The sequence below is a fragment of the Haemophilus sp. HN_Hi16 genome (assembly GCF_049823435.1).
Classification (GTDB): Bacteria; Pseudomonadota; Gammaproteobacteria; order Enterobacterales; family Pasteurellaceae; genus Haemophilus; species Haemophilus influenzae_D.
On sequence record NZ_CP187500.1, the window covers coordinates 485,301 to 499,755 of the forward strand.

A 14,455-nucleotide genomic window follows, 5' to 3' on the forward strand; every position below is an offset into this window, starting at 1 on the left:
AAGGAGGACGTTGTGAATTTAAATGCAACATTGATTGGTCAACTTATCGCATTCGCACTTTTCGTGTGGTTTTGCATGAAGTTTGTTTGGCCACCAATTATTAATGCGATTGAAACACGTCAAAGCCAAATTGCGAACGCTTTAGCGTCAGCTGAAGCAGCTAAAAAAGAGCAAGCAGATACGAAAAATCTTGTTGAACAAGAACTTTCAGCTGCAAAAGTACAAGCTCAAGACATTTTAGATGCTGCGAATAAACGTCGCAATGAAGTATTAGACGAAGTGAAGGCAGAAGCCGAAGAACTAAAAGCAAAAATTATTGCTCAAGGTTATGCAGAAGTAGAAGCAGAACGTAAACGTGTTCAAGAAGAATTGCGTCTTAAAGTGGCTTCATTGGCAGTGGCTGGTGCTGAGAAAATTGTGGGTCGTTCTATTGATGAAGCGGCAAACAATGACATTATTGATAAATTAGTTGCAGAGTTATAAGAGGCTTAGCTTATGTCAGAATTAACTACAATAGCTCGCCCTTATGCAAAAGCTGCATTCGACTTTGCCATTGAACAAAGTGCGGTGGAAAAATGGACTGAAATGTTAGGTTTTGCTGCAGCCGTAGCTGAAGATGAAACGGTAAAAGCTTACTTAAGTAGTTCTCTTTCTGCACAGAAATTAGCTGATACAGTAATTTCTATTTGTGGCGAACAATTGGATCAATATGGGCAAAATCTTATTCGGTTAATGGCTGAAAATAAGCGTTTGAGTGCTATTCCTGCGGTGTTTGAAGAATTTAAACATCATGTAGAGGAGCACCAAGCTATTGCAGAAGTTGAAGTAACCTCTGCGCAACCATTGAATGCAACACAAATCGAAAAAATTGCAGCTGCAATGGAAAAAAGATTAGCTCGCAAAGTGAAATTAAATTGCAACGTGGATAATGCACTGATTGCTGGTGTGATTATTCGTACTGAAGACTTTGTGATTGATGGAAGTAGCCGTGGGCAACTTACTCGTCTCGCAAATGAGTTGCAATTATAAGAGGAATACAAGATGCAACTAAATTCAACTGAAATTAGTGAATTGATTAAAAAACGCATCGCTCAATTCGACGTGGTCAGTGAAGCGCGTAATACAGGGACAATTGTTTCTGTAAGCGATGGTATTATTCGCATCCACGGTTTAAGCGATGTGATGCAAGGTGAAATGATCGCCTTACCAGGTAATCGTTATGCGATGGCACTTAACCTTGAACGTGATTCTGTTGGTGCTGTAGTTATGGGACCTTACGCAGATTTAGCGGAAGGTATGGAAGTTCAATGTACAGGTCGTATTCTTGAAGTACCAGTTGGTCGCGGTTTATTAGGTCGTGTAGTTAATACGCTTGGTCAGCCAATCGATGGTAAAGGCGAAATTGAAAACGATGGTTTCTCACCAGTAGAAGTGATTGCGCCAGGTGTTATCGATCGTCGTTCTGTTGATCAACCTGTTCAAACTGGTTATAAAGCTGTCGATTCTATGGTGCCGATTGGTCGTGGTCAGCGTGAGTTAATCATTGGTGACCGCCAAACTGGTAAAACTGCGTTAGCAATTGACGCAATTATTAACCAACGTAATTCTGGTATTAAATGTATCTATGTTGCGATTGGTCAAAAAGCCTCTACTATCGCAAATGTTGTGCGTAAATTAGAAGAACATGGTGCGCTTGCAAATACTATCGTGGTAGCTGCATCTGCATCTGAATCAGCAGCGTTACAATATTTAGCACCTTATGCTGGTTGTGCGATGGGGGAATATTTCCGTGATCGCGGTGAAGATGCGTTAATTGTTTATGATGATTTATCAAAACAAGCTGTAGCTTATCGTCAAATTTCATTATTATTACGTCGTCCACCAGGTCGTGAAGCCTATCCAGGTGATGTATTCTATTTACATTCTCGTTTACTAGAACGTGCTTCTCGTGTAAATGAAGATTACGTAGAAAAATTCACTAAAGGCGAAGTGAAAGGAAAAACAGGTTCTTTAACCGCACTTCCTATTATTGAAACCCAAGCTGGTGACGTATCTGCATTCGTTCCAACCAACGTAATCTCTATTACCGATGGTCAGATCTTCTTAGAATCTAACTTGTTTAACTCAGGTATTCGTCCTGCGGTAAACCCAGGTATTTCGGTATCTCGTGTTGGTGGTTCAGCGCAAACTAAAGTTATTAAGAAATTAGCGGGTGGTATTCGTACCGCGCTAGCTCAATATCGTGAATTAGCAGCGTTTGCACAGTTTGCATCAGATCTTGATGATGCGACTCGTAAGCAACTTTCTCACGGTGAAAAAGTAACTGAATTATTAAAACAAAAACAATTCGCGCCATTATCTGTTGCAGAACAAGCGGTTGTATTGTTTGCTGTTGAATTTGGTTATTTGGATGACGTGGAATTATCAAAAATTGCAAGTTTTGAGACCGCACTTTTAGATTATTCTAACCGTAATCACGCTGAGTTTATGCAAGAACTTAATAAAACCGGTAACTATAATGACGAAATCAAAGATACATTAAAAGGTATTTTGGATAGTTTTAAAGCGAATAGTGCTTGGTAGTAACGGAGAGATAAGATGGCAGGTGCAAAAGAGATAAAAACCAAAATTGCCAGTGTACAAAGTACACAAAAAATCACTAAGGCAATGGAAATGGTGGCGACCTCGAAAATGCGTAAAACGCAGGATCGTATGGCTGCATCTCGTCCGTATTCTGAAACTATCCGTAACGTTATTAGTCATGTGTCTAAAGCAAGTACCGGTTATAAACATCCGTTCTTAGTTGAGCGTGAAGTAAAGAAAATCGGTATCTTGGTTATTTCAACAGATCGTGGTATGTGTGGTGGATTAAATGTTAATTTATTCAAAACCACGCTTAACCAAATCAAAAATTGGAAAGAACAAAATATTTCTACAGATTTGGGCTTAATAGGTTCAAAGGGGATTAGTTTTTTCCGTTCCTTTGGATTTAATATCAAAGGTCAGCTTTCTGGTTTAGGCGATACGCCTGCGCTAGAAGAGTTAATTGGTGTGGCAAATACAATGTTTGATGCTTATCGTAATGGTGAAATTGATGCAATTTATATTGCATACAATAAATTTGTTAATACGATGTCGCAAAAACCTGTTGTACAACAGTTAGTTCCTTTACCAGAATCTAAAGACGATCATTTAAATGAAAGACAACAGACTTGGGATTATCTTTATGAACCAGAACCAAAGGCACTTTTAGATAGCCTTTTAGTTCGTTATTTAGAATCCCAAATTTATCAAGCGGTTGTAGATAATGTAGCTTCAGAACAAGCGGCTCGAATGGTAGCAATGAAAGCAGCAACGGATAATGCAGGTAATTTAATTAATGATCTGCGGTTGGTGTACAACAAAGCTCGTCAAGCAAGTATCACAAATGAATTGAATGAAATCGTAGCCGGTGCGGCGGCGATTTAAGAAAAGAGGAACGGTAATGTCAGCAGGAAAAATTGTACAAATCATCGGGGCGGTGATTGATGTTGAATTTCCACAAGATGCGGTGCCAAAAGTTTACGATGCATTAAAAGTTGAATCAGGTTTAACACTTGAGGTGCAACAACAATTAGGTGGTGGAGTAGTTCGTTGTATTGCATTGGGTACATCCGATGGTTTAAAACGAGGCTTAAAAGTAGAAAACACAAATAACCCAATTCAAGTACCAGTAGGCACAAAAACTCTTGGTCGTATTATGAATGTATTGGGCGAACCAATTGACGAACAAGGAGCAATTGGTGAAGAAGAACGTTGGGCTATCCACCGTTCGGCACCAAGCTATGAAGAACAATCAAACAGTACGGAATTATTAGAAACTGGTATTAAAGTAATCGACTTAATTTGTCCATTTGCTAAAGGTGGTAAAGTTGGTCTATTCGGTGGTGCGGGTGTAGGTAAAACCGTAAATATGATGGAGTTGATTCGTAATATTGCGATTGAGCATTCAGGTTACTCTGTATTTGCGGGTGTGGGCGAACGTACTCGTGAAGGTAATGACTTCTATCATGAAATGAAAGATTCTAACGTATTAGATAAAGTATCTTTGGTTTATGGTCAAATGAACGAGCCACCGGGTAACCGTTTACGTGTTGCATTGACTGGTTTGACTATGGCTGAAAAATTCCGTGATGAAGGTCGAGATGTATTATTCTTTGTGGATAATATCTATCGTTATACCCTTGCGGGTACGGAAGTTTCTGCATTATTAGGTCGTATGCCATCAGCGGTAGGTTATCAACCGACATTGGCAGAAGAAATGGGTGTGTTACAAGAACGTATCACTTCAACCAAAACAGGTTCTATCACTTCTGTGCAAGCGGTGTACGTACCAGCGGATGACTTAACTGACCCATCTCCGGCAACAACTTTCGCACACTTAGACTCAACAGTTGTATTAAGTCGTAATATCGCATCTTTAGGTATTTACCCTGCGGTTGATCCATTAGATTCAACTTCACGTCAGTTGGATCCACTTGTAGTTGGTCAAGAACATTATGATGTTGCTCGTGGTGTACAAGGTATTTTACAACGTTATAAAGAATTGAAAGATATTATTGCAATTCTTGGTATGGATGAATTATCTGAAGAAGATAAACTAGTGGTAGCACGTGCACGTAAAATTGAACGTTTCTTATCACAACCATTCTTCGTTGCAGAAGTCTTTACAGGTTCACCAGGTAAATACGTGACATTAAAAGACACCATTCGTGGCTTCAAAGGTATCTTAGAGGGCGAATATGACCATATTCCTGAACAAGCGTTCTATATGGTTGGTTCAATCGATGAAGTGTTAGAAAAAGCCAAAAATATGTAATCACTTCAAGTCATTTGAAGGAGAACAAAATGGCGACATTTAATTTAACAATAGTAAGCGCAGAGCAGAAAATCTTTGAAGGTGAAGTAAAACAAATTCAGGCAACTGGTGTGGAAGGGGAGCTTGGTATTTTGCCCGGACATACGCCATTGCTAACAGCAATTAAGCCTGGGATTGTTAAATTTACCCTTCAAGATGGAAATGAAGAAGTTATCTATGTTTCCGGTGGTTTTTTAGAGGTTCAACCAAATATTGTGACAGTGTTAGCAGATGTTGCTATCCGTGGTAGTGAATTAGATGCAGATCGTATTCACGAAGCAAAACGTAAAGCAGAAGAAAATATAGTATCTCACGGATCTGATGCAGATCACGACTTACTTGTTGCAAAACTTGCTAAAGAGTTAGCAAAACTTCGAGCTTATGAACTCACTGAAAAACTATTGAAAACAAGACGATAATTGAAAGTATAATATAGATGAAGTGAACTTCATTTAGTTTAAGGGCTAAGTTCTATAATTTTAGAACTTAGCCTTTTTGTTGTATAAGATTAACGATAAGTTTTTGTCTGAACTTTTTATCTAAATTAATTAGGATAATATTTACTCTTTTTTAGATAAAAAGTGCGGTAAATTTCTAGTTTGTTTTTAACCTACTACAAATGGCAAGTAACCCGCACGAATCGCAAATGGAATAGATGTAATAGTTATGCCTAATACCAATACGATAATTAAAGTCAGATTTCCTCCCCATACTTTGTATGGTAAATTGGTGTGAGTTCGACGAGCTTTCCAAACAAGGCTAACTGGCAATACTACGGCATAGAAGGCAAACATTTGACCTGCGTAGCCTAGTGCTAAAATAAAACCTTCTGGGTAAAATAATGCAAAAACAAGTGGTGGAATAAAAGTCAGCAAACCAAGTGAAATTCTGCCTGCTGTAACGTTAAATGAACGTTTTAGTAAATCTTCAATACATTCTAACAATCCTAATCCCACGCCTAAGAAAGAAGTGATAAGTGCTAATGTAGAAAATAATTTTACCGCACTTGCGATCACATTACTTCCAGTAATGGCAAAGGTTGCTTTTACTAAGCCATTTAAGGTGGCGTCTTCTTTTAAGATTTGTAAAAATTCATTTTGTGTGAGCAAGCCGTGCGTGGACAGTTGCCATAGAATATAAGCACAAAGTGTTATGGCAGAGCCGACCAAAATGGAGAAGCGTAATGCTTTTACATTGCCGCCTAAGTATTTGTTTAAACTTGGAATGGAACCATGGAAACCAAATGCTGTAAAGAAGACAGGGCTTGCAGAGATAATTAAAGCGTTATCAATTGGTGTCGCCATTAAGTTATCAAATTTGATTTCTGGCAACATTAAGATTAACACGATTGCAAAGACTGCAAGCATCACAAAAAATAACACGCGATTAATTTTATCTACGCTATGTGTACCGATGATGATAAATGAACCGAAAATCACAGTGAATAATAAAATGCTGACTTTATCGCCAAAACTTTCTGGTAATAAATCTTTTAGTAGTGAACCGCCACCACTAACATAAGCGGCAATTAACGCGTATAAGAAAATAATTAGCACTGCCGTAGCAACAATGCGTCCTGCTTTACTAAAATATTGTTCAGCGAGTGTACCGATACCAGCATCACTTTCCGCAGTTTGATAGAGTTCAACGAATAAAAGTGCGCTAAAAGTTAATAATGCCCAAAGCCCTAACAATAAGACTAAAGTAAAGCCGAAGCCGATGCCTGCAGAAGTGAGTGGCATAGCCAACATTCCTGCTCCAATCATCGTACCAGCAACAAGAAGTGTGCTGCCAACAGTTTTGTTCATTTTTGTTTCCTTATGGTGTAATGTAAAATTTACGATGATTGTATTGTATAATTTACAGCGTGTAAACAACAGAATACAAAATATCTTTATTATTTACCGCACTTTTCTTTTCCCTTTCTGTGTTCATCTCGTTAAAATACTTAGCGAATCAACTAAGACAAAGCTAAGACAAAATAGGAGAGCTTATGATTTACAGTATGACCGCCTTTGCACGCCTTGAAGTGAAAAAAGATTGGGGTGATGCAGTATGGGAAATTCGTTCCGTCAATCAACGTTATTTAGAAAACTTTTTCCGTTTGCCAGAGCAATTTCGCGGATTAGAGAACACCTTGCGTGAGAAACTTCGTCAAAGTCTTACTCGCGGTAAAATTGAATGTTCTTTGCGTATTGAAACAAAAAAACAAACAAATGCTGAATTGAATTTAAATAAAGAACTTGCGAATCAAGTCATTCAATCTTTGCAATGGATTAAAACTCAAGCTGGAGAAGGTGAAATTAATTTGACAGATGTGTTGCGTTATCCTGGTGTGGTGGAAGCGCAAGAGCAAGATTTAGATGCGATTAGTCAAGATTTATTGACAACCTTTGATGATTTACTGACCGATTTTATTGCAATGCGTGGTCGTGAAGGGGAAAAACTGAACGATATTATTCAACAACGCTTAGATGCCATTGCAGTGGAAGCGGATAAAGTGCGGTCACAAATGCCAGCAGTTTTACAATGGCAGCGTGAACGGTTATTGCAACGTTTTGAAGATGCTCAACTTAATCTTGATCCACAGCGTGTGGAACAAGAAATGATTTTACTCGCTCAACGTGTTGATGTGGCGGAAGAACTCGATCGTTTACAAATGCACGTGAAAGAAACTACGAATATTTTGAAAAAAGGCGGTGCAGTTGGGCGTAAATTAGATTTTATGATGCAAGAATTGAATCGTGAATCGAATACCCTTGCGTCTAAATCCATTAATGCGGATATTACGGCTTCTGCGGTGGAGCTAAAAGTGCTTATCGAACAAATGCGTGAGCAAATTCAGAATTTAGAATAGGAAAGCAGAATGTCTCAATTTATTTCTCTTACTCAATATCAACTGATTGAAGTACAGGGTGCGGATGTAGAAAAATATTTGCAAGGGCAATTAACTTCTGATGTTGTGCGATTAGCGAGTGGCGCAACGACGCTTACAGCTCACTGTGACCCAAAAGGTAAAATGAATGCAATTTACCGTTTGTTTAAAGTAAGTAGTGAACAATTCTTTTTGCTCGTTAAGAAAGATATTTTGCCAAGTGCTCTGGATGCTTTGAAAAAATATGCGGTATTTTCCAAAGTGAGTTTTGATTTACGTGATTGGCAAATCATCGGCGTAATAGGTGAAAAATGTGGAAAAATTACACCGCACTTTTCATTGGAAATTGATGGACAGCGTTCAATTTTATTAAATGAAACTGAATTACCCGTGAATTTTAATGGCGATGAAAAAATTTGGGAAGTAGCCGATATTCAAGCAGGATTGCCAAATTTAAGTCCGCAAACGCAAAATGAATTTATCCCACAAGCACTAAATTTACAGGCCGTTGAGCAAGCAATTTCTTTTACCAAAGGCTGTTATATTGGGCAAGAAACCGTGGCACGTGCGAAATATCGTGGGGCAAACAAACGTGCAATGTTTATTTTTAAAGCGCAAACTCAGCAGGAAGTGGAAATTGGCAGTGAAATCGAAATGCAGCTTGAAGCCAATTGGCGTAAGACTGGCACGATTACAAGTGCGGTCAATTTAGACGGTGTTTTATGGTTGCAAGTTGTGATGAATAATGACATAGATTCAGAGCAACAATTTAGATTGCCGAGTAATGAAATACTGTTAGAGCGAGTGCAGTTACCTTATTCGATTACTGAATAAGAAAGCAAAAAAGATCAGGCATTAACCTGATCTTTTTTTGTATTTAGTAAAGTACACGCGCACGAATTGTGCCATCAATTTCCTTCAATTTTGTCAGTAATGGCGATGCATCATTCGTTTCTACATCAACGACAACATAACCAATTTTTGGGTCAGTTTGTAAATATTGCGCGGCAATATTGAGGTTGGCTTCGACGAAAATTTGGTTCAGTTTGTTCAATATACCAGGGCGATTTTCGTGAATATGCAATAAGCGTTTTGTTCCCTCGTGCTCTGGTAAAGAGACTTCTGGGAAGTTTACCGAAGAAAGGGTTGATCCGTTGTCTGAATATTTGACAAATTTGCCTGCCACTTCAAAACCGATATTTTCTTGTGCTTCCGCTGTTGAGCCACCGATATGTGGCGTTAAAATCACATTATCAAATTCACGTAACGGCGAGACAAATTCTTCATTAATTGAAGCGGGTTCAACGGGGAATACATCAATTGCCGCACCGTGAATTTTACCGTCTTTTAAGGCTTGAGCAAGAGCATCAATATCTACTACTGTGCCACGCGCAGCATTGATCAAAATAGCCCCTTGTTTTAATTGTGCGATACGCGTTGCGTTCATTAAGTTTTTGGTGGAGGGCAGTTCTGGCACGTGTAGTGAAATCACATCGCAAGAACTAAGTAATTCTTCAAGACTACGAACCTGTTTTGCATTACCAAGCGGAAGTTTATTTTCAATATCGTAGAAATACACATCCATGCCTAATGATTCAGCAATAATACTTAATTGTGAACCAATGTGGCCGTAACCAATAATGCCTAATTTTTTTCCCCGCACTTCATGAGAGCCAGTCGCGGATTTATTCCAAACACCACGATGTACTTCGGCATTAGCCTGTGGCACATTGCGCATAAGTAATAAAATCTCGCCTAATACAAGTTCTGCGACGGAACGAGTGTTTGAGAATGGCGCATTAAATACAGGAATACCACGTGCTTTTGCTGCATTTAAATCCACTTGATTTGTACCAATGCAGAAACAGCCAACTGCGATTAATTTGGGTGCGGCTTCAATCATTTCTGCGGTTAAATGGGTGCGAGAACGTAAGCCGATGAAGTGTGCATCTTTAATGGCTTCTTTTAATTCATCGCCATCCAGTGCTTTTTTATAGTAATCGATATTGCTATAGCCTGCCGCGTGGAGCGTATCAAGTGCGCTTTGATGCACACCTTCAAACAATACAAATTTAATTTTTGATTTGTCGAGTGAAACTTTGTTTGTCATATTTACTTCCTTATGATTTTTATTATGAATTAGTCAATAATTTTGGCACCTTCAGGCGTGCCGACGATTACAACATCTGCGCCACGCAATGCGAATATCCCATTAGTGACGACACCTGCAACATTGTTTAATTCTTTTTCCATTTCAACTGGATTTAAAATACTGAAGTTGTGTACATCTAAAATCACATTGCCATTATCTGTAACCACGCCTTCACGATATTCAGGCGCACCGCCAAGTGCGGCTAATTTTCTGCCCACTTGTGAACGAGCCATTGGAATAACTTCAACTGGCAATGGGAAAGTCGAACCTAACACATCCACTTGTTTACTAGAATCTACAATACAAATAAATTTTTTCGCTAATGCCGCAACGATTTTTTCACGAGTAAGTGCCGCACCGCCGCCTTTAATCATCATTTTTTGTGGATTGATTTCATCTGCACCATCCACATAAATATCTAAGCTAGAGACATCATTTGCATTAAATACTTCGATCCCTTGTTTACGTAATAATTCTTCTGATGCTTTTGAAGCCGCAACTGCGCCTTGAATTTTATTTTTGATTGTACCCAAAGCCTCAATAAAGCAGTTCACCGTGGAGCCGCTTCCCACGCCAACAATTGTGTCAGCTTTTACATATTGTAATGCGGCTTGTGCGGCGAGTTTTTTCATTTCTAATTGATTCATTTCTTTTCCTTATTTCAATAAGTAAACGATTGCGTTACTTTATTACGAGCCTATCTAATAAACAAGTGTAATTTTTTAGCGGGCGTTTTTCTCAAGCAATGTTATTTCACAACTAGGCTATTTCATGATTAGGCTATTCTTCCGTTAAAAATAATTCCAAAAGTTCATTGAGAAATAACTTGCCGTGCTCAGTGATTTGCCAAGAATCAGCGTTTTCCACAATATAGTTTTGTTGAATGGCAAAATCAATTTGATTTTTCACCGCACTTTGCGACAAGCCTGTGTAATTTTCAAATTCTTGTTTGGGAACCGCTTCTAACAAACGAAAGCGATTCATAAAAAACTCAAAAGGGCGGTCAATTTCTTGCACGTTTTTTTCTTCGTAAAGATATTCGCCACGCAAATAACCTTTCGGGTGTTTGGTTTTAGAAAAGCGAGTAATCTCGCCATTCGGAAACGTCAATTTCCCGTGTGCGCCACAGCCAATGGCTAAATAATCCCCAAACCGCCAATAATTCAAATTATGTTTACACTGAAAACCTGTTTTTGCGTAAGCTGAGGTTTCATATTGCTGGTAGCCTGCCGCCGTTAAAAGTTGGTGACCTTGCTCAAAAATATCCCAAAGCGCATCATCATCTGGCAATTTAGGTGGGCGGTAAGCAAACATCGTATTTGGCTCAATAGTGAGCTGATACCAAGAAATATGGGGAGGGGATAGCTCAATCGCTTGACGAAGATCATCTAAAGCTTCTTCCAACGTTTGGTTCGGCAAGCCGTGCATTAAATCTAAATTGAAACTTTTTAGCCCAGAAACTTTCGCTAAATTGACCGCACTTTTTGCCTCTGCTACATTATGAATTCGCCCAAGACGCCGTAATTTGTCATCATTAAAACTTTGTATTCCCATAGAAATTCGCGTAATGCCTGCAGATACGTAACCTTTAAAACGTTCAGCTTCTACCGTGCCAGGATTAGCTTCTAATGTAATTTCAATATTATCTTCAAAATCAATCTGTTTTTTTATTTCCTTTAAAAGGTGTGTAATACTTTCTGATGAAAATAAACTTGGCGTACCGCCACCAATAAAAATCGAATGGAGTTTTCGTTGTTGAATGGAATTTTTAAAGCGTTGTAAATCAGCCTGCAAATCTTGCAGAAGATGATAAATATAGTCTTGTTCTGGTATATCGCCTTTTTGTGCGTGTGAATTAAAATCACAATAAGGACATTTTTGAACGCACCAAGGAATATGTATATACAAGGAAAGTGGAGGAAGTTGTAGCATTGTGTTATTAACAAGTTTTCAATTTGGAAAAGTATAAATTAACCTTGTGTAAAGATGAAATTTTCATCTCTAAAGTCAATAAAAGGGCTTGTTTTCACAAGCCCTAAAACATTCAATTAATTGACCGCTCTTTCCGATTTACTCGTCACTTTACGGCGTGGTGCTTTAGGTTTAGCCTCCACTTTAACAAACTCAATGCCTTCTGGTGGATTTTCCAACGCAAGACCAAGCACTTCATCAATGGTTTCTACCGCATGAATTGCAAGATTTTGTTTCACGTTTTCTGGAATTTCTTCAAGATCCTTAACGTTCTCTTTTGGAATTAATACGGTTTTAATTCCGCCACGATGTGCTGCAAGAAGTTTTTCTTTTAATCCACCGATTGGTAATACTTTACCGCGTAAACTGATTTCTCCCGTCATTGCCACATCAGCACGCACAGGATTACCTGTTAAACAAGAAACTAATGCAGTACACATTGCAATACCTGCACTTGGGCCATCTTTTGGTGTTGCACCATCTGGCACGTGAATGTGAATATCGCGTTTTTCATGGAACTCAGAATTAATACCTAATTTTTCAGCACGAGCTCGTACAACTGTCATTGCCGCTTGAATGGATTCTTTCATCACATCGCCTAATGAACCAGTGAAAGAAAGTTTTCCTTTACCCACAACGGAGGCTGTTTCAATGGTGAGTAAATCGCCGCCCACTTCTGTCCAAGCTAAACCAGTTACTTCGCCAATACGGTTTTGTGTGTCAGCTTTGCCAAATTCAAAACGTTTTACGCCAAGATAATCGTGCAGATTATCTGAATTTACCGTAATAGATTTAAGTTTTGGATTTACCAATAAATTTTTCACGGCTTTACGGCAGATTTTTGAAATTTCACGTTCTAGCCCACGCACGCCCGCTTCACGTGTGTAATAGCGGATAATATCTAAAATTGCACTTTCTTCGACGGTAAGTTCGCCTTTCTTCAAACCATTACGTTCAATTTGTTTGGCTAACAAATGACGCATCGCGATATTAAGTTTTTCATCTTCGGTATAACCAGAAAGACGAATCACTTCCATACGATCCAACAATGGGCCTGGAATATTCATAGAGTTTGATGTTGCCACAAACATCACATCAGAAAGATCATAATCCACTTCTAAATAGTGATCATTAAATGTGGTGTTTTGCTCAGGGTCTAATACTTCAAGCAATGCTGAGGCAGGATCGCCTCGCATATCGGATGCCATTTTATCGATTTCATCAAGCAAGAATAATGGATTTTTAACCCCCACTTTTGCCATCTTTTGAATTAATTTACCTGGTAATGCACCAATATAGGTTTTACGGTGACCACGGATTTCTGCTTCATCGCGAACACCGCCTAATGCCATCCGCACATATTTACGACCAGTGGCATTGGCAATGGACTGACCAAGAGAGGTTTTACCTACACCCGGAGGGCCAACTAAACAAAGAATCGGGCCTTTCACTTTGTTTAAACGAGCTTGTACTGCTAAATATTCAAGAATACGTTCTTTCACACGATCTAAACCATAGTGATCGGTATCTAAAACTTGCTGTGCTTTAACAATGTCTTTTTTCACTTTAGAACGTTGATGCCAAGGCACTTGGATCATCCATTCAATATAACTGCGTATTACGGTTGCTTCAGAAGACATCGCCGACATCATTTTAAGTTTTTGTAATTCATTTTCTACTTTGTCGCGTACCTCTGCCGGCATGCCTGCCGCTTCCACCTTTTGATGCAGTTGTTCAACTTCATCAATGGTATCTTCATTTTCTCCACCATCCATTTCTTTGCGAATGGCTTTAATTTGTTCGCTTAAATAATAGTTTCGCTGGCTTTTCTCCATTTGTTTTTTGACACGACCACGAATACGTTTCTCCACTTGAAGAATATCAGCCTCTGATTCCATCATACTAAGCAAATATTCTAAACGTTCTTGCACATTAGCGAGTTTTAACGCATTTTGTTTATGGCGAATGCTTACAGGGAGATGGGCTGCCATTGTGTCAGCTAAGCGATCAACATCATCAATACGTTGAAGGGCATTGAGAATATCTGCAGGCACTTTTTTGTTGAGGGTAAGATAATTTTCAAACTCAGAAAGCACCGCACTTTTTGCCACTACTAACTCTTTTTCATCGCCATAAGTGGTTTCGATAGGGGTAATTTGGGCAGAAAAGCATTTTTCGCCGTCTTCAAGGTTGTTAATTTTCGCGCGATTTTGACCTTCAACTAGCACTTTTACTGTGCCATCAGGTAATTTTAATAACTGAATAATGTTAGCAATAGTACCCACATCAAATAAATCTTCAGGGGTCGGTTCTTCTAAATCTGCTTCTCTTTGGGATACCAAAAGAAGCTGTTTATCATCATTCATTGCTTCTTCAAGGGCATTAATGGATTTTGCACGCCCTACAAAAAGTGGCATTACCATATAAGGAAAAACGACAACATCGCGTAATGGCAATACGGGCATTGTACGTTGGATATTCTTCGCCATAATTGGTCTCTCTTATAATTTCGTTCTGATAATTTGGGTAAATATGGGGGTAGGGAAAAGGAATTCAAGGA

General features: G+C 38.8%; 13 protein-coding genes. 8 read left to right on the forward strand and 5 right to left on the reverse strand.

Annotated elements, in window-relative coordinates; translation table 11 throughout:
* The first annotated feature begins 12 nt into the window (after window positions 1-12).
* The 6 genes from atpF to ACPT9C_RS02450 are packed head-to-tail and all read left to right on the forward strand — an operon-like array spanning window position 13 to window position 5,316.
* Complete coding sequence (gene atpF, locus ACPT9C_RS02425; RefSeq protein ID WP_005649414.1) at window positions 13-483, forward strand: F0F1 ATP synthase subunit B; 471 nt, start codon at window positions 13-15, stop codon at window positions 481-483.
* A gap of 12 nt (window positions 484-495) precedes the next feature.
* Window positions 496-1,029: a F0F1 ATP synthase subunit delta gene (gene atpH, locus ACPT9C_RS02430; RefSeq protein WP_005649413.1), complete on the forward strand. Its 534-nt coding sequence runs from the start codon at window positions 496-498 to the stop codon at window positions 1,027-1,029.
* A 12-nt stretch (window positions 1,030-1,041) separates the two neighbouring features.
* Window positions 1,042-2,583, forward strand: coding sequence for a F0F1 ATP synthase subunit alpha (gene atpA / locus ACPT9C_RS02435; protein ID WP_005686966.1), 1,542 nt, complete (start codon window positions 1,042-1,044; stop codon window positions 2,581-2,583).
* A gap of 15 nt (window positions 2,584-2,598) precedes the next feature.
* Window positions 2,599-3,468, forward strand: a complete 870-nt coding sequence (gene atpG / locus ACPT9C_RS02440; protein WP_050848073.1) for a F0F1 ATP synthase subunit gamma — start codon at window positions 2,599-2,601, stop codon at window positions 3,466-3,468.
* Between the two features lie 16 nt (window positions 3,469-3,484).
* Window positions 3,485-4,858 (forward strand): F0F1 ATP synthase subunit beta, encoded by a 1,374-nt coding sequence (gene atpD / locus ACPT9C_RS02445; RefSeq protein ID WP_021034460.1) that lies wholly within the window; start codon window positions 3,485-3,487, stop codon window positions 4,856-4,858.
* A 29-nt stretch (window positions 4,859-4,887) separates the two neighbouring features.
* Window positions 4,888-5,316 (forward strand): F0F1 ATP synthase subunit epsilon, encoded by a 429-nt coding sequence (locus ACPT9C_RS02450; RefSeq protein ID WP_050847423.1) that lies wholly within the window; start codon window positions 4,888-4,890, stop codon window positions 5,314-5,316.
* 186 nt (window positions 5,317-5,502) lie between these two features.
* On the opposite strand, the gene ACPT9C_RS02455 is transcribed toward ACPT9C_RS02450, so the two are convergent.
* A complete protein-coding gene (locus ACPT9C_RS02455; RefSeq protein WP_050848072.1) occupies window positions 5,503-6,705 on the reverse strand; it encodes an aromatic amino acid transporter in 1,203 nt (400 codons plus the stop codon).
* A gap of 185 nt (window positions 6,706-6,890) precedes the next feature.
* On the opposite strand from ACPT9C_RS02455, the gene ACPT9C_RS02460 reads away from it, so the two are divergent.
* Together ACPT9C_RS02460 and ACPT9C_RS02465 are read left to right on the forward strand one after the other, a co-directional pair.
* Window positions 6,891-7,754, forward strand: coding sequence for a YicC/YloC family endoribonuclease (locus ACPT9C_RS02460; protein ID WP_050948808.1), 864 nt, complete (start codon window positions 6,891-6,893; stop codon window positions 7,752-7,754).
* A 9-nt stretch (window positions 7,755-7,763) separates the two neighbouring features.
* A complete protein-coding gene (locus ACPT9C_RS02465) occupies window positions 7,764-8,606 on the forward strand; it encodes a YgfZ/GcvT domain-containing protein (protein WP_050948809.1) in 843 nt (280 codons plus the stop codon).
* Between the two features lie 43 nt (window positions 8,607-8,649).
* Here ACPT9C_RS02465 and serA read toward each other — a convergent pair whose 3' ends face one another.
* The 4 genes from serA to lon form a co-directional block, all read right to left on the reverse strand.
* Window positions 8,650-9,882, reverse strand: a complete 1,233-nt coding sequence (gene serA, locus ACPT9C_RS02470) for a phosphoglycerate dehydrogenase (RefSeq protein WP_050847421.1) — start codon at window positions 9,880-9,882, stop codon at window positions 8,650-8,652.
* 29 nt (window positions 9,883-9,911) lie between these two features.
* Window positions 9,912-10,571 carry a ribose-5-phosphate isomerase RpiA gene (gene rpiA / locus ACPT9C_RS02475; RefSeq protein WP_050848068.1) on the reverse strand — a complete coding sequence of 220 codons (660 nt, stop codon included), beginning with the start codon at window positions 10,569-10,571 and terminating at the stop codon, window positions 9,912-9,914.
* 133 nt (window positions 10,572-10,704) lie between these two features.
* Complete coding sequence (gene hemW / locus ACPT9C_RS02480) at window positions 10,705-11,856, reverse strand: radical SAM family heme chaperone HemW (RefSeq protein ID WP_423717185.1); 1,152 nt, start codon at window positions 11,854-11,856, stop codon at window positions 10,705-10,707.
* Between the two features lie 116 nt (window positions 11,857-11,972).
* Window positions 11,973-14,384 (reverse strand): endopeptidase La, encoded by a 2,412-nt coding sequence (gene lon / locus ACPT9C_RS02485; RefSeq protein ID WP_050948811.1) that lies wholly within the window; start codon window positions 14,382-14,384, stop codon window positions 11,973-11,975.
* Window positions 14,385-14,455: the final 71 nt, after the last annotated feature.

Excerpts from the sequence above, each read along its gene's own strand:
- atpH (WP_005649413.1), top strand. The coding sequence starts at position 496 with ATGTCAGAATTAACTACAATAGCTCGCCCTTATGCAAAAGCTGCATTC.
- atpA (WP_005686966.1), top strand. The coding sequence starts at position 1,042 with ATGCAACTAAATTCAACTGAAATTAGTGAATTGATTAAAAAACGCATC.
- atpG (WP_050848073.1), top strand. The coding sequence starts at position 2,599 with ATGGCAGGTGCAAAAGAGATAAAAACCAAAATTGCCAGTGTACAAAGT.
- atpD (WP_021034460.1), top strand. The coding sequence starts at position 3,485 with ATGTCAGCAGGAAAAATTGTACAAATCATCGGGGCGGTGATTGATGTT.
- ACPT9C_RS02450 (WP_050847423.1), top strand. The coding sequence starts at position 4,888 with ATGGCGACATTTAATTTAACAATAGTAAGCGCAGAGCAGAAAATCTTT.
- ACPT9C_RS02455 (WP_050848072.1), bottom strand. The coding sequence starts at position 6,705 with ATGAACAAAACTGTTGGCAGCACACTTCTTGTTGCTGGTACGATGATT.
- ACPT9C_RS02460 (WP_050948808.1), top strand. The coding sequence starts at position 6,891 with ATGATTTACAGTATGACCGCCTTTGCACGCCTTGAAGTGAAAAAAGAT.
- ACPT9C_RS02465 (WP_050948809.1), top strand. The coding sequence starts at position 7,764 with ATGTCTCAATTTATTTCTCTTACTCAATATCAACTGATTGAAGTACAG.
- serA (WP_050847421.1), bottom strand. The coding sequence starts at position 9,882 with ATGACAAACAAAGTTTCACTCGACAAATCAAAAATTAAATTTGTATTG.
- rpiA (WP_050848068.1), bottom strand. The coding sequence starts at position 10,571 with ATGAATCAATTAGAAATGAAAAAACTCGCCGCACAAGCCGCATTACAA.
- hemW (WP_423717185.1), bottom strand. The coding sequence starts at position 11,856 with ATGCTACAACTTCCTCCACTTTCCTTGTATATACATATTCCTTGGTGC.
- lon (WP_050948811.1), bottom strand. The coding sequence starts at position 14,384 with ATGGCGAAGAATATCCAACGTACAATGCCCGTATTGCCATTACGCGAT.